This is a genomic window from Peribacillus aracenensis (assembly GCF_025175645.1).
Classification (GTDB): Bacteria; Bacillota; Bacilli; order Bacillales; family DSM-1321; genus Peribacillus; species Peribacillus aracenensis.
The window spans coordinates 12,980-38,077 of record NZ_JANZMJ010000011.1 but is presented as its reverse complement, the minus strand read 5'-3'; the positions used below and the strand labels follow the sequence as shown (position 1 = coordinate 38,077).

Annotated in this window: 23 protein-coding genes; all 23 read left to right on the top strand. The window is 41.9% G+C overall.

Annotated features, from left to right (window positions below):
* Positions 1–28 precede the first annotated feature (28 nt).
* The 23 genes from N0M92_RS12930 to N0M92_RS12820 all read left to right on the top strand — a co-directional run bounded on the left by N0M92_RS12930 (position 29) and on the right by N0M92_RS12820 (position 24,953).
* On the top strand, positions 29–1,630 hold the full coding sequence (locus N0M92_RS12930) for a long-chain-fatty-acid--CoA ligase (RefSeq protein ID WP_260286132.1): 1,602 nt from the start codon (positions 29–31) through the stop codon (positions 1,628–1,630).
* 38 nt (positions 1,631–1,668) lie between these two features.
* Positions 1,669–2,820: an acyl-CoA dehydrogenase family protein gene (locus N0M92_RS12925; RefSeq protein WP_260286131.1), complete on the top strand. Its 1,152-nt coding sequence runs from the start codon at positions 1,669–1,671 to the stop codon at positions 2,818–2,820.
* Positions 2,821–2,846: 26 nt separating this feature from the next.
* On the top strand, positions 2,847–4,022 hold the full coding sequence (locus N0M92_RS12920; RefSeq protein ID WP_260286130.1) for an acyl-CoA dehydrogenase family protein: 1,176 nt from the start codon (positions 2,847–2,849) through the stop codon (positions 4,020–4,022).
* A 20-nt stretch (positions 4,023–4,042) separates the two neighbouring features.
* Positions 4,043–4,807 (top strand): SDR family oxidoreductase, encoded by a 765-nt coding sequence (locus tag N0M92_RS12915; RefSeq protein ID WP_192204585.1) that lies wholly within the window; start codon positions 4,043–4,045, stop codon positions 4,805–4,807.
* Between the two features lie 18 nt (positions 4,808–4,825).
* Complete coding sequence (locus N0M92_RS12910) at positions 4,826–5,278, top strand: MaoC family dehydratase N-terminal domain-containing protein (RefSeq protein ID WP_260286128.1); 453 nt, start codon at positions 4,826–4,828, stop codon at positions 5,276–5,278.
* Positions 5,275–5,676 (top strand): MaoC/PaaZ C-terminal domain-containing protein, encoded by a 402-nt coding sequence (locus N0M92_RS12905; protein WP_260286127.1) that lies wholly within the window; start codon positions 5,275–5,277, stop codon positions 5,674–5,676. Before N0M92_RS12910 ends, N0M92_RS12905 begins: the two co-directional genes overlap by 4 nt.
* Before the next feature lie 49 nt (positions 5,677–5,725).
* Positions 5,726–5,914 (top strand): hypothetical protein, encoded by a 189-nt coding sequence (locus tag N0M92_RS12900; protein ID WP_260286124.1) that lies wholly within the window; start codon positions 5,726–5,728, stop codon positions 5,912–5,914.
* Positions 5,915–6,096: 182 nt separating this feature from the next.
* Entirely contained in the window at positions 6,097–7,794 is a 1,698-nt protein-coding gene (locus N0M92_RS12895) for a sigma-54 interaction domain-containing protein (protein WP_260286123.1), read from the top strand.
* A gap of 879 nt (positions 7,795–8,673) precedes the next feature.
* Entirely contained in the window at positions 8,674–9,537 is an 864-nt protein-coding gene (locus tag N0M92_RS12890; RefSeq protein ID WP_260286121.1) for a branched-chain amino acid ABC transporter permease, read from the top strand.
* A gap of 1 nt (position 9,538) precedes the next feature.
* Complete coding sequence (locus tag N0M92_RS12885; RefSeq protein WP_397443849.1) at positions 9,539–10,534, top strand: branched-chain amino acid ABC transporter permease; 996 nt, start codon at positions 9,539–9,541, stop codon at positions 10,532–10,534.
* A 2-nt stretch (positions 10,535–10,536) separates the two neighbouring features.
* The gene (locus N0M92_RS12880) at positions 10,537–11,301 is read left to right on the top strand and encodes an ABC transporter ATP-binding protein (protein ID WP_230303162.1); all 765 of its coding nucleotides are present in this window, start codon (positions 10,537–10,539) and stop codon (positions 11,299–11,301) included.
* Entirely contained in the window at positions 11,294–12,001 is a 708-nt protein-coding gene (locus N0M92_RS12875) for an ABC transporter ATP-binding protein (protein WP_260286120.1), read from the top strand. The genes N0M92_RS12880 and N0M92_RS12875 overlap by 8 nt, the downstream gene beginning before the upstream one ends.
* Before the next feature lie 21 nt (positions 12,002–12,022).
* Positions 12,023–13,204 carry an ABC transporter substrate-binding protein gene (locus N0M92_RS12870; protein ID WP_260286119.1) on the top strand — a complete coding sequence of 394 codons (1,182 nt, stop codon included), beginning with the start codon at positions 12,023–12,025 and terminating at the stop codon, positions 13,202–13,204.
* A gap of 342 nt (positions 13,205–13,546) precedes the next feature.
* Positions 13,547–14,455 carry an N-acetylmuramic acid 6-phosphate etherase gene (gene murQ / locus N0M92_RS12865; RefSeq protein ID WP_260286243.1) on the top strand — a complete coding sequence of 303 codons (909 nt, stop codon included), beginning with the start codon at positions 13,547–13,549 and terminating at the stop codon, positions 14,453–14,455.
* An 11-nt stretch (positions 14,456–14,466) separates the two neighbouring features.
* The gene (locus N0M92_RS12860; RefSeq protein ID WP_260286118.1) at positions 14,467–15,324 is read left to right on the top strand and encodes a MurR/RpiR family transcriptional regulator; all 858 of its coding nucleotides are present in this window, start codon (positions 14,467–14,469) and stop codon (positions 15,322–15,324) included.
* Between the two features lie 34 nt (positions 15,325–15,358).
* Complete coding sequence (locus tag N0M92_RS12855; protein WP_260286117.1) at positions 15,359–16,729, top strand: PTS transporter subunit EIIC; 1,371 nt, start codon at positions 15,359–15,361, stop codon at positions 16,727–16,729.
* A complete protein-coding gene (locus tag N0M92_RS12850) occupies positions 16,726–17,736 on the top strand; it encodes a MupG family TIM beta-alpha barrel fold protein (protein WP_260286114.1) in 1,011 nt (336 codons plus the stop codon). Before N0M92_RS12855 ends, N0M92_RS12850 begins: the two co-directional genes overlap by 4 nt.
* Positions 17,737–17,939: 203 nt before the next feature.
* Positions 17,940–19,880: a glycoside hydrolase family 3 protein gene (locus N0M92_RS12845; RefSeq protein WP_311202552.1), complete on the top strand. Its 1,941-nt coding sequence runs from the start codon at positions 17,940–17,942 to the stop codon at positions 19,878–19,880.
* Between the two features lie 13 nt (positions 19,881–19,893).
* Positions 19,894–21,132 carry an exo-beta-N-acetylmuramidase NamZ family protein gene (locus tag N0M92_RS12840; protein ID WP_397443848.1) on the top strand — a complete coding sequence of 413 codons (1,239 nt, stop codon included), beginning with the start codon at positions 19,894–19,896 and terminating at the stop codon, positions 21,130–21,132.
* 180 nt (positions 21,133–21,312) lie between these two features.
* Positions 21,313–22,788: an N-acetylglucosamine-specific PTS transporter subunit IIBC gene (gene nagE, locus N0M92_RS12835; RefSeq protein WP_260286112.1), complete on the top strand. Its 1,476-nt coding sequence runs from the start codon at positions 21,313–21,315 to the stop codon at positions 22,786–22,788.
* Between the two features lie 329 nt (positions 22,789–23,117).
* Positions 23,118–23,546: a DUF1801 domain-containing protein gene (locus tag N0M92_RS12830; protein WP_260286111.1), complete on the top strand. Its 429-nt coding sequence runs from the start codon at positions 23,118–23,120 to the stop codon at positions 23,544–23,546.
* A 60-nt stretch (positions 23,547–23,606) separates the two neighbouring features.
* The gene (locus N0M92_RS12825; protein ID WP_260286110.1) at positions 23,607–24,650 is read left to right on the top strand and encodes an oxidoreductase; all 1,044 of its coding nucleotides are present in this window, start codon (positions 23,607–23,609) and stop codon (positions 24,648–24,650) included.
* 180 nt (positions 24,651–24,830) lie between these two features.
* On the top strand, positions 24,831–24,953 hold the full coding sequence (locus N0M92_RS12820; RefSeq protein ID WP_260286109.1) for a hypothetical protein: 123 nt from the start codon (positions 24,831–24,833) through the stop codon (positions 24,951–24,953).
* The last annotated feature ends 145 nt before the right edge of the window (positions 24,954–25,098 follow it).

Sequence of the window (25,098 nt, the reverse complement as noted above, 5' to 3'; positions counted from 1 at the left end):
TTTTTTGAATGAAGAAAGGGGAGGACCAATGGATAGACCTTGGAAAAAGCATATCCCGCACGGAAATCCAATTGAGATTGATATTCCTGAAATGTCTTTGACAGAACTATTTTATCAATCAGTCGAACAATATTCGAATAAAACAGCGGTTACGTACATGGAGCAGAGGTATACATATTCAGAGTTGGGGAAGTTAGTGAAAAGATGTGCACGCTTGCTTGTTGATGAGGGTGTTGGAAAGGGAGATCGTGTGGCTCTTATGCTTCCCAATTGTCCCCAATATCCAATTGGTTTTTTTGGAACCCTTTTGATTGGAGCCATTGTTGTCCAAGTCAATCCAATGTATAAGGCGAACGAATTAATACATGTCCTGAAAGATTCAGGTGCAAGGCACATCATTGTGCTCGACGATTTATTGCCAATAGTTGAAGCCATTTTAGCTGAAACCGATGTTGAAAAGGTGTTGAGCGTGTCGCTGGAAATGGGCAAATGTGAAATGACAAAAAAGCTACTATCTGTAACAGAGGCGGATTTCACTGTGGAGATTGAACCTGCCGAAGATGTCGCCGTTCTCCAATATACAGGAGGAACGACAGGGCGTTCTAAAGGGGCGATGCTAACCCATCGTAATATTGTTGCCAATACGCTGCAAAGTGCAGCCGCTTCAAGAATCAATACTCAAAAGGGGAAGGAAAGGGTACTTGGCGTTTCCCCATTATTTCATGTTTACGGCATGACTTCAGGAATGAACCTGACGTTTTATAATGGTGGGGAATTAATTCTTGTATCACGGTTTCAGGTGACGGAGATCGTCGATATCATCAATAATCTTAAACCGACTATTTTTCCAGGGGTACCGACGATGTATATTGCTTTATTACAATATTACCAATCCCATCCATTTGATTTGGATACATTGAGATCTTGCGTTTCGGGTTCGTCACCATTGCCATTGAATGTACTGTCAAGATTCAACGAATTGAGTGGAACAAAGATTGCAGAGGGCTATGGCCTGTCCGAGGCGTCACCAGTCACTCACCGGAATCCAGTTAGCGGCCTGCAAAAATCCGGAAGTATCGGGATTCCTATACAAAATACCGATGCCGCCATCATTGACAGTATTACAGGGGAGCCTGCCCTTTTGGTTGATACACCAGGTGAATTGGTCATAAAGGGTCCACAGGTAATGAAAGGCTATTGGGGCATGCCGGAAGAGACGCGGCAGACGATTCAAAACGGATGGCTGCATACCGGTGATATTGCCAAGATGGATGAAGATGGCTTCTTTTACATTGTGGGACGGAAGAAAGAGATGATCATCGCTGGCGGTTTCAATATTTACCCAATTGAAATTGAAGATATACTATACAGCCATCCTAAGGTTCTGGAAGCTGCCGTCTTTGGCGTTCCCGATCAATATCGCGGTGAAACGGTACAAGCTGCGGTAGTTCTAAAACCAAATGAAAGAATAACTGAAAACGAATTGAAGGATTATTGCCGAAAGCAGCTCGCTGCCTTTAAAGTCCCAAAAGCAATCACATTTGAAAGAGAACTTCCGAAGACGGCGGTCGGTAAAATCTTAAAACGCAAACTTCAAGAAAAACATGTCGCTTATTCGGATAAATTATGAAAGCGTTAACACTAATTCGCAGATAAAGGGGAATGCAAATGGACTTTCGCTTAGATGAAGACATCTTGCTATTAAAAGAAAATATACGCCAGTTTATTGAAGAGCAAATCGATCCATTTTCCATGCAGATAGAGGATGAAGATCATATCCCGGAATCCATAATAAATTTATCGAAGGAAATCGGTCTATTCGGACTTAGTATCCCGGAAAGGTATGGCGGGCTCGGAATCGGGATGGTGGGAAAATGTGCTTTATATGAGGAAATCGGCAAAACCCATAATGGATATACCACTCTGATAGGGGCCCACACCGGTATAGGGACGGTGGGGATAGTTGAAATGGGCAATGCAATGCAAAAGGAAAAGTATCTACCAGATATGGCAAGCGGTAATAGAATTGGCGCATTTGCTTTAACTGAGCCTGCAGCTGGGTCCCATGCAACGAATCTCAAAATGACGGCTGTTAAAAATGGTGATAAATATATTCTAAATGGGACCAAGCATTATATAACGAATGCAGATGTAGCTGATATTTTTACAGTTATGGCTGTAACGGACAAAGATAAAGGGGCGAAAGGAATCACCTCATTCATAGTAGAAAAGGATTTTCCGGGTTTTAGAGTTGGCAGCCTGGAAAGGAAGATGGGTCTTCGAGGCTCACATTCGGCCGAATTGGTTTTTGAAGATTGCGAGGTTCCTGCCGAAAATGTACTTGGGGAGGTTGGCCAAGGGTATGTAAATGCATTGAAGATCCTTGCAAATGGCCGCGCAGGCCTTGCTGCCCGTAATTTGGGTTCCTGCCAATACCTGCTCGACCTATCTACTAAATATGCCACAGAACGTGAACAATTCAATGTCCCGATCATTGATCATCAGGCCGTATCCCATATGATTGCCGAGATGGCAATGGAAATAGAGGCACTTCGCTCCTTCACATACCGGGTTGCATGGATGGTCGATCAGCAAGAAAAAATCATTAAAGAAGCGGCAATGCTTAAGTTGTATGGTTCGGAAGTATATAATCGTGTCGCTGATAAGGCCGTTCAGATTCATGGCGGGATGGGATACATGAAGGATTATCCGGTTGAACGTTTCTATCGGGATGCCCGAATCACTAGAATATATGAAGGCACATCCGAAATCCAAAAAAATATCATTACCGGACAATTGAAGAGAAAATATCAAAACTAGTCTAATTGGAAAGCGGAGGGGTTAAGATGGATTTACGACTATCGGATGAACAAAAAATGGTACAAAAAACAATACGCAAGTTCGTGGAAAATGAATTGATTCCCTTGGAAAATGAAGTGCTTCGCAATGAAATGGCAGGAAAACCTAGTTTACCAGAGGGGACATTGAAAGATTTACAGGAAAAAGCAAAAAATGCTGGGTTTTGGGGCATCAATACCCCGGAGGAATATGGAGGGGCGGACCTAGGGCAGCTTATGATGGCAATTGTCTTGATGGAAGTATCAAAAACATTTGTACCATTCAGCTTTGGAGGTTCGGCTGATAACATACTTTATTATGCAAATGAAGAACAGAAACAGAAATATCTGATCCCTACGATTAACGGTGAGAAAAAGTCCTGTTTTGCCATGACGGAGCCGGGGGCTGGGTCAGATACGCGAAATATTAAAATGACGGCTGTAAAAGAAGGGAACGAATGGGTGCTTAACGGTGAAAAAACTTTCATTACCGGAGGAAATGATGCCGATTTTGTCATGGTCATTGCTATAACCGACAAAGAACGTCATCAAGCAACCGGAACGGAAGGGGTAACCTGTTTCATTGTAGACCGTGATATGGGCTGGAGATCAGAGTATATCAATACGATGGGAGAATGGGGACCGGCCGGTTTAGTTTTTGATAATGTCAGGGTACCCGAAGAAAACATCTTAGGGGAAGTGCATGGCGGTTATCAACTAGGCTTGGAATGGATTGGGTTTGCAAGATGGATCGTGGGCGCACGCGCTGTCGGTTCTGCAGAAAGATTACTGCAAATGGCTATAGAATACGCTAAAGAACGAGTCACATTCGGTAAACCGATCGCGGAGCGCCAGGCCATTCAATGGCAAATAGCTGATTCGGCCGTAGAGGTCGAAGCTGCAAGATGGCTCGTATTGAATGCGGCTTTTACACTTGATAATGGGGAAGACAATCGCCATTTAGCTTCAATGGCTAAACTTTATGGAGCCAATATGGGGAATCGGGTCGTTGATCGCGTATTGCAGATACACGGAGGCATGGGCTATACGAAGGAGCTACCCATCGAGCGTTGGTACCGTGAGGCCAGGCTTTGGAGGATTTATGATGGTACGGATGAAATACAGCGTATGATCATTTCCCGAAATTTGATTAAGGGGCATGTTAAATTAGGACAATTCTTATAATAGATTGGGAGGAAACGATTATGACAGGGAGATTTTCAGGCAAAACGGCTTTAGTTACAGGTGGAAGCAGGGGGATTGGCCGGGCGATCGTCGAACTATTTGCCAGTGAAGGCGCAAACGTGGCGATTATCGATATCAACGAAGAGGTTTTGACATCAACGGGTAATGAATTAAGGGATAAGGGTTATACCATTTTTACCAAAGTGGCCAATGTGGTCAATTCCGAAGAGATGGATGCATCCATAAAAGAAATAGCCGATACATTCGGTTCGCTTGATATTCTCGTGAATAATGCAGGGGTCATCCGGGATAATCTACTTTTCAAAATGACCGATTCAGATTGGCAGACGGTAATGGATGTGCATTTAAAAGGTACTTTCAATGCAGTACGTGCCGCCCAGAAGCATATGGTTGCAAATAAATACGGAAGAATCATCAATATATCATCCACTTCGGCCTTAGGTAACCGCGGTCAGGCTAATTATTCAGCTGCTAAAGCCGGGCTTCAGGGGTTAACAAAAACACTGGCGATTGAACTTGGCAAATATGGGATAACGGCTAATTCGGTCGCACCAGGTTTTATCGAAACCGAAATGACGAAAGAAACAGCTAGGCGGGTGGGAGTGAGTTTTGAGCAGTTCATCCAGGATAGGGCAAACAGCATTCCGGTTGCAAGAAGCGGTTTGCCAAGTGATATTGCTCATGCTGTTGCATTCTTTGCCGATGAAGCATCCTCATTCATTAGTGGGCAGGTTTTATATGTTGCGGGCGGTCCAAAAAATTAAGGGAAAAGGCGGGATGTTATGTTCAACGAAAGTATTGGAAAACGATCCAACCCCGTTAAAAATATAGTTGAACGGGGAGCCGTTAAAAAATTCGCATTATCGATTGGTGATCCCCACCCGATTTTCATTGATGAAGAAATAGGCAGGCAATCAAGGTACGGAACGAATATAGCTCCACCAACTTTTCCAAGGGTCTTTGATTTTGGGACGATAGAAAGTTTAAATCTCCCGAATAAAGGATTGATTCATGGTGAGCAGATATATCGCTATAACAGGCCGCTGAAGGTAGGGGAAGAAATCACCTGCTATACGGAAGTGAAAAACTATTATGAGAAAAAAGGGAAACAAGGGGAAATGGGATTTCTAGCCTTTAAAAATTATGGTGCGGATGCGAATGGGGAAATTGTCTTCACTGCTGAACAGCTTGTCATTTTAAATGAAACGATCAGAAGGATGGTGATGATTAAGTGACGACATTAACGGAACTTCATATTGGTGACTCGTTACATTCAATCGAGCTTCCGCCTGTAACGCGATTGGACCTCATTAAATATGCAGGCGCATCAGGTGATTTCAATCCCATTCATACCATTGATGAGGAAGCAAAGAATGCTGGTCTTCCCGGTATCATCGCACATGGAATGTGGACGATGGGAAACCTCGCAAAGCTTTTCAGTAATCTTTATGAAACTGGATTTATCGAAGAATACAAGATTCGCTTCAAAGGAATGGTTTTCTTGAATGATGTCATAACTCTTCATGCGGATCTAAAAGAAAAAGATGGGGATAGATATTTTTTCAATGTAGCGGCCACTAACCAGACAGGTAAGGAAGCAATCAGTGGAGAGGTTATTTTTAAGACTTACTGAGGTAAGGTAAAATTACTTCATCACTTCCTGTCTGTCTACAAAAGGGAGTTTGGAGTGGCTCATCCCGAACCATGAATTTAGAACAAGGTATTTTACTGTTTATGAAACTTTCACTAGATTGAAGAAATTTGCGGCACTACTGCCGAATAACTGGCTAGCCAAGACCCCACAGACGCTTGCTTTGATGAGGCTTGGCAGACAGTCGGCGGAAAGGGAGCGGATTTCTGAAATCAACTAGAATTTTTTTATGGAGAAAACTGTAGGCAAACTGATCTTCTGTTAATTTGTCTAAAGTCTGTAGTGATGAAAATTATTTCATCACTACTTTTTTTAGGAGCGAAATTCGACAATTTTAAAGGAGTTTCGAATTTTATCCAGAATTGTACTTAAAAAGAATTCTTTTTGCGGCGGTGAATAGTAATGAATCAAGTGAAACAGGATTCTCAGATTAATTTGCTCAAAGAGTGGACCTTTCCTGCACTGGTCGTGGATTCTGCAAATCGGATAAAGGATTGGGGCACCTATTTTAATCAGTCATTAAGACAGAATGGTAATAATACACTAACCGAACAATTCGATGAGTGGCAATTTCTAGATAATAAAAGGCTTGCAGCTGCAAGGCTGCATGATAAACGGTATTTATTTTTATTAATGAAACAAATGGGTACTGACAATAATCTATATATAGGCAGTGAAACAGAATTTTTGGACGAATTATTGATTGATGCTCATAAAACGGATAAATTGAATCGCGCTCTGGATGCCATTATCGAAAATTCCTATGATGGGATATACATCACCGATCAAGATGGAGTCACGCTTTATACCAATTCTGCTATTGAACGGATCACTGGCATACCAAAAGAGTATTATATCGGCAAATCGGTGGACCAATTGATTAAACGCGGCATCTTGAATGCTTCGGTGACGCATAAGGTAGTGAAGCTGAGACGAACGGTATCGGTCGTACAGGATAATTTTGCCGGAAAGGAAACATTGATTACTGGAAGTCCCGTTTTTAATGCCGAAGGGGAAATAGAGCAAGTCGTTACGAATATAAGGGATTTATCTGATTTAAATGAACTGATGCATGAGTTGACGAAAGTTAATGAGCTGAATAATCAATATAAGCAGGAAATTGAGAAACTGCGGAAGATAACAAGCAAGGATGGAGTCGTATTTGTCAGTGATAAAATGAAAATGATCTATGAGATTGCTGAAAGAATATCGGATATCGATGCGACCGTACTCATTCTGGGGGAAACGGGTGTTGGAAAGGATGTCCTTGCCCGCAATATTTATAATCGGAGCATCCGATCTAAAAAAGGGGACTTCATCAAAATAAATTGCGGGGCAATTCCAGCCGATTTATTGGAATCCGAGCTTTTTGGATATGAAGGAGGGGCATTTACCGGAGCCAATCAAAAAGGCAAACCAGGGATGTTTGAGCTGGCAGAGAGTGGGATTTTATTCTTGGATGAGGTCGGTGAACTTCCCTTGCAACTTCAAGTGAAGCTGCTTCGTGCGCTTCAGGAAAGGGAGATTCAAAGAATCGGAGGTACAAAGCCAAAGAAAATCGATGTTCGGATAATAGCAGCCACGAATCGAAATTTATCGGAGATGGTCAAATCGGGTGATTTTCGCGAAGATCTCTTCTACAGGCTGAATGTCATTCCAATCACAATTCCTCCTTTAAGGGAAAGAAGAGAGGATATCTTGGCATTGATTGACTTATTTTTAACAAAGGCAAACGAACAATATAAATTCTCAAAAGAAATAGATTCGCGGTTGAAGGAGTATTTTTATCAACATGATTGGCCAGGAAATGTCCGTGAATTGATTAATATAGTGGAGAGGCTCGTCGTGCTGACGGATAATCAAATATTATCGATTAACGACCTTCCGGAAGAATATCAGCCGGAAAACCGGAATCAGCCGGACCTCAATGCTACCCTAACTTTAAAAGAAGCGGTGGAAAGGGCCGAAAAGGAAATCTTGACGAAAGCGGCTCAAACCTACCAAACTACATATGAAATCGCGGAAGCCCTTGATTCCAGCCAGGCAACAATTGTGAGGAAACTTAAAAAATATCGATTAAAGGTCAGTGGAAAAGAATAGGTAAGTATGAACAGCACCTGCATTGTTGGACATTATTCAACAATGCAGGTGCTGTTTTTTTGACTGAAATTCCTAATTATATGTACGCGTTTTTGGGGGACTGGCTTTATTACTTTTTGGGTTTTTAGAAATTTATTGGTTGTAAAGTTGGTCTTTCACCTGCTATTGCGTGAAATGATTGTAGTTATAAAGGAGATTCTTGAATCCTTTTCATTTTATGTCTACAAATAATTCTTTTATTGATTCAGAAATGACTTTTTCAGTCAATAGTGAATGACGGACATCCCATATGGAATCGATACTTTTGATTTTTACAATTCAATAATGAATTCACTGACTGGTGAATAGCCTTATTGACAGTGATTTAATGTTTGGCACGGCACTTGCATTTATTAACAGGAATAACAGATAACTAACAGGAATAACAGATAACAGAAAATTAATCTACGGAATGATCCTTCTATAGAAGGCGCGGGGGGAAAGGGGTGAACGAACCAGAAATACCATGGGTAAACCGTTATTAAAGAGAGGATGGAATCATTGGCTATCCCTAAAAACAGCATATGCTTGTCAGCATACCACTTAATCCTTAAGTATTATTAATGAAACTATGATGATATCCAATTAAATTAAGTGGTCATCAAAAATGAAAGCGCTAACAACTGATCGTTGGGCTTTTTGAGCTACACCCTAAGCTATATCTGTTATTGAAAATATAGGGAAATAAAACTTGCTGTTCCTCTCCGGGAGGTTGAGCCTGTGGGGAAATAAGTGAAGGTGCTTTTCGTCGCAGATGTATGCTTTCAAAATATGGACAGGATTGCGGTACAGGGGATGGTACAGCAAAGTGAAACTCAATAATTTTCAAGGAGGAAGTAAATGGAAATTTTGATCCAGCAGCTTTTCAATGGTTTGACGATTGGCAGCGTATATAGTCTTGTTGCCCTGGGATTGACGTTAGTATATGGAATTTTGCATATCCCGAACTTTGCCCACGGTGCCCTATATATGTTGGGTGGATACATCACATTGTCAATGATGACATTATATGGGGCCAATTACTGGATTGCCATGTTCGTATCCATTATCGTTGTTGGTTTGTTGGGAGTCCTTTTGGAACGTTTCGTGTTCCGCCTGTTAAGGGAGGCACCTCCATTGCACGATAAGATTGCAGCAATCGGAATTCTCCTTTTTCTTGAAGCATTTGCCCAATTTGTCTGGGGTGCCGACTTCCATACAATGAATTCCCCATACGGCCAAGTGGTCAATATCATGGGCCTGACATTCACGCTTCAGCGATTATTGATCATCGTGTCAGCTATCGCAGTGATGGTTTTACTTTACCTTTTCCTTAAGAAAACTTATGCCGGTTCAACGATAATAGCGATGTCCCAAAGCCGTGAAGGGGCGTCTTTAGTGGGAATCAACATTAATAAAGTCGCGATGCTTACCTTCATGATATCGGGTGGATTAGCAGCGATCGCTTCATCCCTTGCATCACCGATTAACCTTGTCTTTCCAGGAATGGGGCATTTAGTCATCCTAAAAGCATTCGTCATTATCATCTTGGGAGGGATGGGGAGCATACCGGGGGCGATTGTAGGTGGATATATCCTAGGTTTCAGTGAGAGCTTGGGCGCAACTTATATTTCAAATGACTATAAGGACATCATTGCATTCATTCTTTTAGTCGTAATATTAACCGTGAAACCAACAGGTCTTTTTGCCAAGGGGGAGAGGTAGCGTGAAGGTATTAACAAAAAGAAATGGGATTATCGCACTTATCATCTTTGCTTTTTCATTCCCCTTTATCGCGCAAAACGACTATTATCTCCATATGCTGACACTTTCGTTCATCTGGGCGATAGCTGTATATGGAATCAATCTATTATCAGGCTATACTGGATATCTCTCGCTTGCACATGCTGGTTTTTTTGCGATTGGAGCATATTCACTAGGCCTTCTGACGGTAAAAGCAGGAATGAACTTTTGGCTGGCACTTGTAGTGGCATGTATAATCACATGTACAATTGGGTTTTTGATCGGCTTGATCGCGCTGAGGACAAAGGAACACTTTTTTGCGATTTATACCCTATGTGTGGGTTACATTATATACCTGATCATCGATAAATGGGAGGGACTTACAGAGGGGGTTAGGGGATTGATCGGTATACCTGCTCCTGGAAATATAGGGCCGATCACATTCGATACGGCAGCATCCCAATATTATCTAGTCCTCATTTTCCTGCTTGCAGTGATTTTAATTGTGTATCGAATTATACGCTCGTTGACAGGCAGGACGTATATGGCCATCAGGAACAGTGAGGACCTTGCTCAAACGATTGGTATATCCACAATGAAGAATAAGTTAACGGCATTTGTCCTATCCACATTCTTTGCAGGATTGGCAGGTGCCTTGTATGCTTCATTCATTCGTTTCATTGGACCTGATATCGGATCAACTGCCATCATGTTCGATCTATTGATGTATTTATTGGTTGGTGGAATTGGGACACTCTCAGGCCCGTTGGTAGGAACTTTATTGCTAGTAATCCTTTCGCAGAATTTGCAATTCCTTCAAGAATATCGAATGTTGATATTCGGGCCTTTGCTTACGGTGATCATTATCTTTTATCCGCGCGGAATCGCAGGTGCCTTTTTTGATTGGCAAAGAAAGCGAAAAGATAATGAGCTGTCCGGGGTGAGGAGCGAAATGCACATAAAAGCTGAGGAGGGATGAAATTGCTAATCGAAACGAGGAATTTGACAAAGCGATTTGGAGGATTGGCGGCCGTAAATAATGTGGATTTTACGATTGAGAAAGGTAGAATCAATGCAATAATCGGACCAAATGGTGCAGGGAAATCAACTTTTTTTAACTTGATCAGCGGCTTTCATCGGCCAACTTCTGGGACGGTCCTTTTTAAGGGGATTGATATCACCAAACTTCCTGCAAATGAAATAGCGGGGCTCGGAATTTCAAGAACCTTTCAAACGACAAGCCTTTTTGATCAATCGACCGTATTGGATAATGTCATTGTCGGACATAGACTGCGAACCAAATCAAATCTGGTGGACGCCATTCTAAGAACGAAACGATTAAAACGGGAGGAAGCGGCATGCAGGGATAAGGCAATGGAGGTACTTGATATTGTTGGATTGACGGAATCGGCTGACAGAATGGTCTCCAGCATCTCCCAGGAGGAAAAGAAACGGACAGCCATTGCTCTTGCCCTTGCGACGGAACCGGAAATTATCTTTCTTGATGAACCTGCTGCGGGAATCAATCCGGATGAAACGGAAGGCTTGACAGAACTGATTAAAAAATTGAATCGATCGGGACTGACCGTTTGTTTAATCGAGCACAAAATGCATATGATCATGAACTTGGCAGATCACATCATGGTCCTTAATTACGGAGAAAAAATCGCCGAGGGCACACCTAAGGAAATCCGCGGAAATGAAGCGGTGATTAAAGCCTATTTGGGAGGTAGTGCCAGTGCTTAAGTTAACGGATGTCGTCGTGAATTATGGGAGTTTCACTGCGATAAATCATGTGAATATCGAAGTTGCCAAGGGGGAGATCGTTGTTTTGTTAGGAGCGAATGGGGCAGGAAAAAGCACGACTTTTCGTTCCATAAGCGGAATCAGTAAGCTGTCCAAGGGGGAAATTCATTTTCTGGGCATGCCGATAGGGGGCCGGGCCCCGGATAAGAATGTTCGGGAAGGAATCGTCCAGTGTGCCGAAGGACGTAAACTGTTTCCACAGATGACTGTCTCGGAAAATTTGAGGATGGGTGCTTATGTGCACCGAAAGAAGAAAGCGGAGATTAAGGATTCCTTGGAATACGTCTATCACTTATTCCCGATTTTAAAAGAAAAACATCATGATGAAGCGGGAAGCCTGAGCGGAGGCCAACAGCAAATGCTCGCAATTGGAAGAGCCTTGATGTCAAAACCGAAATTGTTGATGCTTGATGAGCCTTCGGTGGGACTCGCTCCACTTATTGTAGAGCAAATGTTTCGGGTCATCGAAGAAATAAATCGCGAAGGAATCACGGTCCTGCTAGCTGAACAAAATGCGAATGCCGCTCTCGGCATTGCAGATAAAGGATATGTTTTTGAAAATGGGGAAATTGTCGTTCAAGGGACAGCAAGTGAGTTATTAGCAAATGATGAAGTAAGGAAAGCATATATTGGGGCCTGAAAAATTGAATGGGGGATCATTATGAAAAAACTGAAAGTATTACTTGTTTTTCTCTTGCTAATCATCACTGTTTTGACCGGCTGCAATAAAGGGGATAGCCCTGTATCAAGCAGTGGCAGTAAAGGCAAAAGTGAAAATGTCGTTAACATCGGTTTTAGCGGTCCTTTAAGCGGGGCAGCAGCCTTATATGGGAAACGGACATTGAATGGTGTCGAAATGGCCGTGAATGAAATTAACGATGCTGGCGGGTTTGAAGTAGATGGTAAGAAATACACGCTGAATTTAGTATCGTTGGATGATAAATACTTACCTAATGAAACAGGGTCGAATGCTAAACGATTGATTCAGGAATATGATACGCCGATCATTTTCACGCCTCATAGCGGAGGTGTGCTGGCACTTCAGGTTTTTAATGAACAAGAGGAATTCATCATTGGGGCATATACGAGTGAGCCGGCAGTGACCGAGAGCGGAAATTCCTTAACCGTTCGGATTCCACCGAATTACGAGGGGTATATCGAACCTTTTACAACATATGCAATGGAACATTTCGGCAAGAAAATTGCCGCTTTGCCAACATCTTCGCAATACGGTAAAGACTGGACCGAAGCTGTGCTTCCACATTGGGAAAAGCAAGGCGGAAAAGTCGTTTATAATTCCTCGATTGATTTTGCTAAAGAAACCGATTTCTTTACAATTGTCACCAATGCCTTGAAAAAAGACCCTGATGTTCTATTTATCGGTGGTGCTTCGGAACCTACGGCAAAAGTAGCGAAGCAAGCTCGGGAGCTAGGATTTAAGGGCGGTTTCATCATCATGGATCAAGCAAAGCTGGATCAAATGAAGCCGATTGCAGGGTCATATGAAACATTGGAAGGCTCGATTGGCGTTCTGCCGCTGATAGACTCGGATGAAGAAGCAGTGCCTGCTTTCGTTGAGAAATATCAAAAGAATTATAAGGAAGATCCAAGCTCCGAAGTAGGATTGAATTATATCGCCATGTATGCGTTTGTGGAAGCGATGAAATCTGCAGGCAGCGTTGATGATGCGAAGGCCATCCGTAAACATATGCAAGATGGACTTTCCAATATAGGGCCAGATCAAAAAATATACAATATTCCCTCGATTGATGAAAATGGGGGATTTGCATCAACGATTGTCGTCGGTGCAGTAGAAAAAGGGAAAGTAGTTCCTGTCCGTTAACTGGTTCCGGATAGTAGACTAGTTTAACATTTTGTTAAATATTTGTTCGTGTATCGTTCCTGATCATAAGGACGGTGCACGTTTTTTTATTGTTGAAAAAATCTACACCTAAAAATAGTAGGCTCCTAAAGCGGCCATAGATTCATATTTTATTTAATAAGGAGTTCGTCGGCATTGGAGTTTGAGGAAAGAAACATGATAATTAACAAATTTTACAAAATATCTTGTATCCGAGTAATGAAAACGCTATCATTGAATATAATATGAAATATAATTTCATTATTTTCTATTAATAAATGAAATTATATTTAAGTAATTGTTTATAGGAGGATTTAATTGTCTATGGAGGAACATTTGCGTTCATTAACGACTGAATTACGGAACGAAAAGACGATGAATATCGATAGTGTAAATACGATGGAAGTCATTTCTGCAATCAATAAGGAAGATTTTAAAGTGGCAGCAGCGGTCCAGGAGGTATTGCCAGAGATTGAAACGGTAGTTGAATGGGCTTGTGAATCATTAAAGAACGGAGGGAGACTCATTTACATCGGAGCGGGAACGAGCGGAAGACTCGGCGTTCTGGATGCCGTGGAATGTCCCCCGACTTTCAGCACACCACCTGATAGGGTGCTGGGAATAATCGCAGGAGGGGAAAAGGCGTTTGTTCGGGCTGTTGAAGGAGCAGAGGATAAAGAAGAGTTTGGGGAATGTGATCTGATTGACGTGGAACTTACAGCAAATGATACGGTTATTGGCATAGCGGCTAGCGGCCGTACCCCTTATGTGAGGGGGGCTTTACGTTATGCGAGAAAAGTTGGGGCTAAAGCGGCGGCATTATCATGCAATAAAAACGCGAGCATCACGGAAGCAGCTGATATAGGGATCGAAGTGGTGGTCGGACCGGAAGTGTTAACAGGATCCACGAGAATGAAAGCGGCAACTGCACATAAAATGGTACTCAATATGATTTCAACTGCAACCATGATCCGGTTGGGAAAAGTCTATGAAAATCTGATGGTCGATGTTAATGTCAGTAATCAAAAACTGAAGGACCGTGCAATAAGCATCATAGAAACTGTAACGAATGCTGAATATGATCAAGCTTTGAATACACTTGAAAAGGCAAATAATCAAGTTAAACCAGCGATTGTCATGATAAAAACGGCAACAGATTATGAAAAAGCAATGGAGTTACTGGAGAATGCGGATGGAGATGTCAGAAAAGCCATCTCGATCCATGAAGATTAAGGAGGGAAGCAATGGCTACAGGAGGATTATCCATCATACAGACGATGTTGAGCAAGCTGCCGCAATCAGAACAAAAACTAGCAGAATATATACTACAAAATCCTCATGAAGTTGTGAATAGCACTGTACAGGAATTAAGTACCTCTGCCCAAACTAGCGGGGCCGCTGTTATTAGGTTGTGTAAATCGCTTGGAATAAAAGGGTTTCAAGATTTGAAAATAAGGATTGCTGGAGATTTGATGAAAACCGTCGAACAGGGTTATCGGGATATCGAGCCTGCCGAATCACTGTATCGGATTGTGGAGAAAACAACGAGTAATTCGATTCAGTCCATTAGGGATACATCTGAAATAATCGATCACGATAATCTCAAACATGCGATACAGCTGATGCTGAATGCTAAAACCGTCCACTTTTGCGGTGTGGGTGCTTCGAATATAGTTGCTGCTGACGCTCAGCAAAAATTACTTCGCGTCAATAAAGGGGCAACGGCTTTTACGGATATGCATTTAGTTGCAACCCTGATTGCAAATGCTGATGAAAATGACATCGTTTTTGCCGTTTCATTTTCAGGGGAAACACTTGAAGTTATCAATATATTGAAGCTGGCAAAGGAACGTGGGGTCAAGACAATCGGGCTGACTCATTATGGCCAAACAACGGTATCATCCTTGTGCGACGTCACAATGTATACATCCTATTCGAATGAAGCACCATTTCGAAGTGCAGCAACATCCTCACGATTGGCGCAATTATATATGATTGACATTTTGTTTTTGGGGATGGCTTCAGAACAATATGAAGAGACTGTCCAATATATCGATAACACCAGGTCTGCCATTAAATCGATGACAGATCGATATAAATGATTCATACGAGATTTGACAAAGGGAGGGCTTTTGAATGGGTAAGGGGGATAAGTACGCCAACTTAGCAGAAGAGTTATTGGGGAAATTAGGTGGGGCATCTAATGTTGCCGATGCTGCACATTGTATGACCAGACTCAGGGTACTGCCAATCGATCGTTCGAAAGTGAAACTGGAAGATATAAAAAATACGGAAGGCGTTTTTGGCGTCATTGAAGAGGAAACGATCCAAATCGTCCTCGGACCAGGCGTGGTGAACAAGGTTCATACAGAATTTGAAAAGCTTCTGGAGGAATCCTCTGGCGATTTGAACCTAAAAGAAGTAGCCTCGAAGAATAAATCTGAGATTGATAGGAAAAACGCAAAACCGTTTAAACTTTTTTTACGCAGGATTGCAAGTATTTTCATTCCTTTAATTCCCGCCTTAGTGGCATCAGGTTTGATTACCGGCATTACAAAAGCAATCGTTCAAGCGGGCTGGCTTGCAGCTGAATCGCAATTAGCCATCATTTTAACCGTTATCGGATCGGGGCTGTTTGCCTACTTGGGGATTTTGGTTGGGACCAATGCAGCAAAAGAATACGGTGGATCACCTGCACTTGGTGCACTTGCAGGTATCTTGGTCATAAACCCGGCCGTCGGCGACATTTCATTGTTCGGTGAAAATTTGCTCCCCGGTCGCGGTGGGTTAATAGGAGTCCTTTTTGCAGCTATTTTCATAGCCTTGGTGGAAAAACAGGTCAGGAAATTCATTCCTCAATCACTGGATATCATTTTGACGCCAACCATCGCTTTACTCATTACTGGGATTGTCACTTACATTATATTTATGCCGGTAGGAGGGTTTTTATCGGATGCGATTACGACTGGGTTATTGAATGTTTTGGATTTCGGTGGTGTCGTAGCTGGATTCGTGCTTGGTGCGGCCTTTCTCCCTCTCGTCATTACTGGTTTACATCAAGGTTTAACGCCTGTCCATCTAGAATTGATCAATTCGATTGGTGATGATCCACTGCTTCCCATTTTGGCGATGGGCGGCGCGGGCCAAGTTGGAGCGGCATTTGCCATCTATATGAAAACCAAGAAAGCAAGTTTGAAGCGAGCTATTGGAGGGGGCCTTCCTTCCGGGATACTAGGTATAGGTGAACCCCTTATATTTGGAGTGACCCTGCCATTGGGGAGGCCTTTCTTAACTGCATGTTTAGGTGCAGGAGTAGGTGGAGCCTTCCAAGCTCAATTCGGAATCGCAACGTCGTCCATCGGTGTGTCCGGACTGCCGCTTACCTTTTTAGTTCATCCAAACCAAATCGGACTGTTCCTTGCTGGCTTGTTCATTTCCTATATAGCAGGTTTTATTTTTACGTATTTGTTTGGATTCAAAGATGAAATGGCGGTTGAATTCAAGTGATCGGAATTTCTTTTTATCTACAAGATCCGCATGCAGAAACACAAATCATCCATGCTGCTAACCTGGGAGTGAAAAAAGCATTCACCTCGCTTCATATTCCTGAAGAAAAGGGTGATCTCGTGAAAAGGATGATTACGCTTTTAAAGCTTTCAGAGGACTATGGAATGGAAATCCATGCAGATGTCTCATTAAACACGCTTGATCATTTGGGGATTAGTAAATTCACGGATTTATGGCCATTAGGTATTAAAGGTATTCGCCTTGATGATGGGTTTGATAAAGAAACGGTCATATCTTTATCTAAGGTGTTTTCGCTCTCACTAAATGCAAGTACATTGAATGAAGAAGAACTTTTAGCCATACTTGGGGGCGGTGTGGAAACGGAAAGTCTGATAGCTTGGCACAACTTTTATCCGAAGCCTGAAACGGGCCTTGAGGAAGGGTTCTTTCATCAACAAAATCGAATGTTCAAGAAATACGGCATACCGATCTTTGCTTTCATCCCAGGTGCAGGAAGCAAACGCGGTCCCCTTCATGAGGGTCTTCCAACACTCGAAAAACACAGGTTGATGAATCCTTACGCTGCCGGTATTGAGCTGATTCAGCATGTGGAAGGAGTTTACGTTGGAGACCAAGGAACGGAGAATAATCTGCTTGAGAATCTAACCGCCTATAAAAATCTAAATATTCTAACTGTTAGAATGGAATCCCGAATCTTGCAAAGCGGTCAGTATAAATTAAGGCCAGATGTTTCTCAAGATGTTTTCCGGATGCAGAATACCCGGGTCACAGCAAATGTTGAGCCGAGTAATACAGTTGCACGCAGCCTTGGATCCATAACGATGGACAATGATGCTTACGGAAGGTATCGGGGAGAGGTCCAAATTTGCAAGAGAGACCTAGGGGCAAATCACCGTGTTAATGTGATAGGTCGAGTTATAGAAGAAGATATTCCCTTGCTGTCCCTTCTAAAGCCTGGTCAAACGATAAACCTTATAATTGAGTGACCATTTGATTCGATTATACAGCGGGTAAATGGATATATTTCATGAAGGCTTATTAAAAGAGGCGGCTGCTGGGTTTCCATTGCTGCCTTGTTTTCTTTATAGGATCTATATAGTTCATTTCCATTCATTTTTCCCCCTTCATGAAAGTGGATATGGAATTGTTGCTAACGGAACTAAAAAGTATACAAGGGAGGAAACACTAAATGATAAAAAGGATATGTGCCCCTGCTGGAATCGCATTATTCTTTGTTTTATCCATTTTGGGAGGGAATGCAACAGCAAAGGGATCAGAGAATGAAAAATCTGTATCGGATATCCAGGAAATCGTAGAAAACATGACAATCGATGAAAAAGTCGGTCAAATGCTAATGCCGGATTTTCGTAATTGGCAAAAACAAGGAGAAGCGAAGGCGACCGGGTTTATTGAAATGAACTCAGAAGTTGCAAGCATCATCCAAAAATATCATCTGGGCGGTGTGATTTTGTTTGCTGAGAATGTAGTCGATACCGAACAAACGGTTCGGCTAACAGATGGTTTGCAAAAGGCAAGCCCGGGCCTGCCGCTGTTCATAACGATCGATCAGGAAGGAGGAATCGTAACTCGCCTTCAAACTGGAACGAACCTTCCTGGTAATATGGCACTTGGTGCAGCCAGAAATGAGAGTTACGCTTATCAATCTGGAGAAATCATTGGCAAGGAACTGTCGTCACTTGGCGTAAATGTCAATTTCGGGCCGTCTGTCGATGTCAATAATAATCCAGGAAATCCTGTTATTGGCGTTCGTTCCTTCAGTTCAGATCCGGAACTTGTATCAAAGCTTGGCATTCAGACGATAAAAGGGTTGCAAAATCAGAACATGATAGCGACGACCAAGCATTTTCCCGGCCATGGAGATACAGCAGTCGATAGTCATTATGGTCTTCCCCTTGTTTCTCATGATAAAGAACGTTTGCGTTCCATTGAGTTGGTTCCTTTCCAAAGGGCCATCGATGGTGGAGTTGATATGATGATGACAGCACATGTTCAATTTCCTGCTTTCGATGACACTAAGTATATCAGTAAAAAAGACGGTCAAGAAATAATGGTTCCTGCAACGTTGTCACAAAAGGTCATCACGGGTCTATTACGTGAGGAAATGGGTTTTAACGGTGTTGTGGTTACAGATGCTTTGAATATGAATGCCATTGCGGACAACTTCGGACAGGAAGAAGCTGTGGTCCTTGCCCTGAAATCTGGCGTTGATATTGCACTGATGCCTGCACAGGTTAACTCGCTTCAAATGGAAAAGAATATAACCTCTGTATTCAATGCAGTGAAGGCAGCAGTGGAAAGTGGGGAAATTCCTCTAGGTCAAGTCAATCAATCTGTAACGAGGATACTTGAACTGAAAGTGAAGAGAGGGATATTAAACCCTGATGACACTCCGATCGATAAAAAGATCGAAACCGCGCTTAAAGTGGTTGGGAATGAAGATCATTTGAAAAAAGAAAGGAAAATGGCGGAAGATGCCATCACTCTTTTGAAAAATGAAGACAAAATATTGCCTTTCAAACCTAAGAAGAATGATAAAGTTTTAATTCTTGCTCCTTTTGATGATCAAGTTGAATCCATGTCCAGGAGCATCGTCGAATTAGCTGATAATAAGAAAATCAAGAAAGTCCAAATAACGGGTATGAGTTTTTCAGGAAAGTCATTTTCCGATCAAGTGGCCAGACTCATTGATGAATCGGATTTTGTCATAACTGGTTCCTATATTGTCAAAAACGATCCAGCTGTCAATGATGGAGTGATAGATGATAGTATTCAAGATTCGTCGAAGTGGGCAACAGCCTTCCCTAGGGCGGCCATGAATCATGCTAAGAAGAAAGATAAAAAGTTTGTTTTAATGAGTTTAAGAAACCCTTATGATGTTGCAAACTTTGAAGAAGCGAAAGCGGTTCTTGCTGTTTACGGGTTCAAAGGGTATTCGAATGGGCGTTATAGACAGCCAAATATCCCGGCAGGCATCTCGACAATTTTTGGAGAATCAAAGCCTAAAGGCACGTTGCCGGTCGATATACCATCAGTAACCAAGCCCAATCAAAGCCTTTATAAATTTGGATATGGATTAGATATTAAATCTGGAAGACCCATTAAAAAATAGGGAGGGATGCAATTTGAAAAGAATGATAATCCTATTTACCATTTGTCTGTTGACTTTCGGCATCGTTTCCTCAAAAAGTGTAACCGCTGTTAAAGAGAAGAAAAAACAAAAGGTCAGCCCCGGTATTGAAATTCTTTTAAAAGAAGAAAAGGACGTGTTAAGCGGAAAAAAAGTCGGCTTGATTACGAATCCAACTGGCATCGATTCTAAATTAACCAGCATCGTCGATCTACTTAATGATGATCCGGATATTAATTTGACAGCGTTATTTGGTCCTGAACATGGAGTGCGTGGAGATGCGCAAGCTGGTGCAAGCGTTGAATATTATATGGATGAAAAAACGGGGTTGCCCGTTTATAGCTTATATGGCAAAACGAAAAAACCGACGCCTGAAATGTTAAAGGATGTCGAGGTGCTTGTTTTTGATATCCAGGATGTAGGAACACGCTATTACACCTATATCTACACGATGGCTTATGCAATGGAAGCAGCCAAAGAAAATGATATCCCCTTTATCGTGCTGGACCGGCCTAACCCACAAGGCGGGGAATCGGTAGATGGGCCTGTACTTGAACCTGAATTCTCATCGTTTGTTGGTATGTACCCAATACCTCTTAAGCATGGGATGACTGTTGGGGAACTGGCTACCTTGTTCAATAAGGAATTTAAAATAGGTGCAGATCTAAAGGTCATCAAGATGAAAGGCTGGAAGCGGGATATGGATTATGAAGAAACTGGTCTTCCTTTTGTCTTGCCGTCACCGAATATGCCGACAGTTTCCACTACGTTCGTATATCCGGCTACAGGCTTGATCGAGGGAACGAATGTCTCGGAAGGCAGAGGAACGACTAAACCATTCGAATTGATTGGTGCTCCTTATATAAACAGTGATGAGCTTGCTGGGAAATTAAATGCATTAAGGTTACCTGGCGTAAAATTCAGGGCAGCCTCCTTTACACCTACATTTTCAAAACATGCAGGTAAACTTAGCCATGGAGTGGAAATTTATATAACCGATAGAGAGGAATTCAAGGCTGTCCCTACCGGACTTCACATCATCAAGACCATTCAGGATCTATATCCTGCAGATTTTGAATTCCTTGCAGCCAAAAATTTCAATTTATTGATTGGCAATGGATGGGTAATGTCAAGAATTGAAGAAGGTTCATCAGTAAATGAAATCATGAAAGAATATCAAGCAAAGCAGGATGCTTTTAAAAAGGTTCGTAAAAATTACTTGCTCTATAAATAAGAGAAAAAAGAAAAGTCCGGTTGGACTTTTCTTTTTTTAATGCACTTTCAAAGGAGGAGAAAATCGCTAAGACTTTATTCCTGAATAAAGCCAAATTTATAAGTTCTAAAATGGGAGGAACCGTTGTCTAATAGAATATAGGGTTTGCCCTAAATCAGTAATTGTCAGGGGGAAAGCGGGATGAAAAAATATCTTCAAAAAATTGGACGTTCCTTGATGCTGCCAGTAGCCGTATTGCCGGCAGCCGCCATATTAATGGGGATCGGTTATTGGATAGATCCAGCAGGATGGGGAGCGGGAAGTCCGTTAGCGGCTTTCTTAATTAAAGCGGGTTCTTCGATCATTGATAATATGGCTATCTTGTTTGCTGTTGGAGTGGCGTTGGGGATGTCGAAAGGGAAAGATGGAGCCGCCGCTTTGAGCGGCCTGGTAGCCTATCTAGTCGTAACGACATTGCTTTCCACAGACTCGGTAGCCATGCTGCAAGGAATGGATGTAAAAGATGTAAATCCAGCATTTGAGAAAATAGAAAATGCATTTGTCGGAATCCTCTCGGGCCTTATAGCGGCAGCTATGTATAATCGGTTCAGTAAGGTCGAGCTGCCGGATGCACTCGCTTTTTTTAGCGGTAAACGTCTTGTCCCGATCCTTACTGCGGTTGTCATGTTACTCGTTTCCCTTATATTATTCTTCGTATGGCCACTCATCTACTCCTGGTTAGTTATATTTGGGGAAGGAATTAGTGAATTAGGTGCAGCTGGAGCAGGACTCTATGGATTTTTCAATCGGCTTTTGATACCAACAGGTTTACATCATGCTTTAAACTCCGTATTCTGGTTCGATGTAATTGGACTTAACGATATTGGTAAATTCTGGGCTGGAACAGGAATAAAAGGAACCACGGGCATGTATCAAGCCGGATTCTTTCCCGTCATGATGTTCGGTTTACCGGCTGCTGCTCTGGCCATGTACCATTCGGCAAAATCACGGAAGAAAAAACAAGTAGCCTCATTAATGCTCGCAGCCGGTTTCGCTTCATTTTTTACAGGCGTTACTGAACCGTTGGAATTTGCTTTCATGTTTGTTGCACCAGCCCTGTTTGTTGTGCATGCCTTATTAACAGGGATATCATTAGCTATTGCTGCGACTTTCCATTGGACAGCAGGGTTCGGTTTTAGTGCAGGATTCATTGACTTTGTTTTAAGTTCAAGATTGCCATTGGCAAATGAACCTTATATACTACTTCTTCAAGGACTGGCTTTTGCTGTCATTTACTATTTCTTATTCCGATTCTTGATAAAAAGGTTCAATTTAATGACTCCAGGCAGAGAAGATGATACAGAAGATGAGCTTGATGGTGGAGGAGTGATTGCGGAAGCAGACAGCAGTCAAGGCGGGAATGATGAGAGTAAATTCTTTGGAATGGCTTCCGCTATTTATGAAGGTTTAGGCGGAGACGCTAACGTAATATCTGTAGATAACTGCGTTACCCGATTAAGGGTGGAGGTAGAGAATATGGGAGCTGTGGATCAGAATAAAATCAAATCAACAGGGGTTGCTGGAATCAATATCGTGGGTCCCCAAAGCATTCAAGTCATCGTAGGGACACAAGTACAATTCATAGCTGATGAAATTGAAAAGATCAGGAGGCAATAGCTGATACACTAAAAATCTACGATCAGGATTATATTTTCTGATCGTAGAGATTTTTATGATATTGATTTTATTAACTCTGCTCATAAAATAGAATAAAACGAATCAATGTTCTATAATATATAAGGGTATTGAGTGAAGGATTTGCCATGAAGCTTGGAGAATTAGTAATGAAGCTCGTCCGCCAATCATTTGAGTAATTAGGATATTAGCAGTAATGAAGGCTGTATACATATACGTCAAACTAAAAACACGATCATATAGTGTACTAAGTTTTGAGCAAGGGATATCTTTTGCATTTTTCAAACTTTTAGTATGGGGAGGTTCCGGTCTTGTATAAACAAAAAACCAAAGAAACTGACAGTAGTGTCATTGAGTTCATTGAGAACGTCGATAATCCAAAAAAGCGTGAAGATGCATATGAATTGCTGGATGTTTTCACCAAAACGACAGGTTATGAGGCAAAGATGTGGGGACCGAGCATCATTGGGTTCGGTATCTATCATTATAAATATGAATCAGGCCACGAAGGAGATGCCCCTCTGGTAGGCTTTTCCCCTCGAAAAGCAAAAATCAGTTTATATTTCTCTCCAGGGGATAAAAAAAGGGAAGAATTGTTACAGGCATTTGGAAAACACACTTCCGGAAAAGGGTGTGTGTACATCAATAAAGTGGCAGATATCGATATTAATGTATTGAAAGAATTGATTAATCAGTCTGTCAAGTTTTTGAGAGATAAGTACCCGGACAATGAAATATAAGAGAACGGATGATCAATTTATAATTGTTTAAGAGGAACAAGAAAGCGAGTGGGAACGAAAATGAGAAAAATTAAAGTGGGCATAGTTGGGTACGGATTGTCAGGAGCTACATTTCACGCTCCATTACTAAGTGTTTTAGGGCAGTTTCAAATAACGAAAGTTGTCAGCTCCAAGAAGGAAAAAGTCCAAAAAGATCTGAAAGATGTGGAAGTGGTAAGCAGCTTAGAGGATATTCTTGAGGACGCGTCCATTGATTTGGCAGTTATTACGACACCGAGTGGTTTGCATTATGAAATGGCCAAGCAAAGCTTGTTGGCCGGGAAGCATGTCATCCTTGAAAAGCCGATGGTGGTGGAAGGTTGGGAGGCAGAGGAGCTAATTAAGATTGCCGAGGAAAAGAATCTGCTATTAAGTGTCTATCATAACCGGAGATGGGATAATGATTTTTTGACCGTGAAAAAACTTATGGATGATGGAGTGCTTGGGGAAATCAATACATACCAAGTCCATTATGATCGATACAGACCTGTGGTCAGGGATAGATGGAGGGAAAAACCAGGCCCGGGATCAGGCATGCTATATGATTTAGGATCACATCTCATCGATCAAGCACTGCATTTGTTTGGATTGCCGCAATTCGTTTGGGCAGATGTATTTTCCCAAAAAGAAAATGCAGAAACGGATGATTATTTCCATGTGATATTAGGATATGAAAAGCTGAGAGTTATCTTACACTCAGGCTCAATCGTTCCGAATAATGGACCGCGGTATCAGGTGCATGGAAGTAAAGGATCATTTATCAAGTACGGTCTTGATTGCCAAGAGGCGGCCCTGAGTGAGGGGAAAAAACCGCTGGATGACTCTTGGGGTGCAGATGATCCCGAATTCTATGGGAAGCTGGTTACGGTTGAAGGAGAAAATGAGATACATGAAACCATTGAAACACTGCATGGTTCTTATTTAACGTATTACCAGGCAGTTGCCGATAGTATATTGAGCGGGAAGAAAGCTCCAGTCACTGCCCAAGAAGGGTTATCGGTCATTAAAATCATTGATGCGGCTTTTGAAAGCAGTAAAGGAAAGAAAGCCATTTATATTAAATGAAATTCAATTTCCCCTCATAACAATATGAATGGAGAAAACTGAATGCTAAGCGGCCTTATTTTCAGAAATAAGGCCGCTTTTAATTTTGGTCAAATGCATGATTTCCCTCGTGACTGTGAATGTTACGCAAGATTTAGAACTGTTTTTGCATGAAATTGGAGCGAATATTCGAGAGATTGAGTGTTTACTCGTGAATTCATGCCATTTACTCGTGAATTTGGAGCAAATACTCGTGAAATTCATACATTTACTCGTGAATTTGCCGCATTTACTCGTGAATTCAAATATGACACAAAATTTTGAGCGGTTTACGCATGAATTTGAGTGTTTGCTCGTAAATTCGAATATTACGTAAAAATTTGTTCCGCATAAAATTGGAGCGAATATTCGAGAGATTGAAGTATTTGAACCGTGGATATTCTGTATTGGAGGATTTAATTTGAAATGA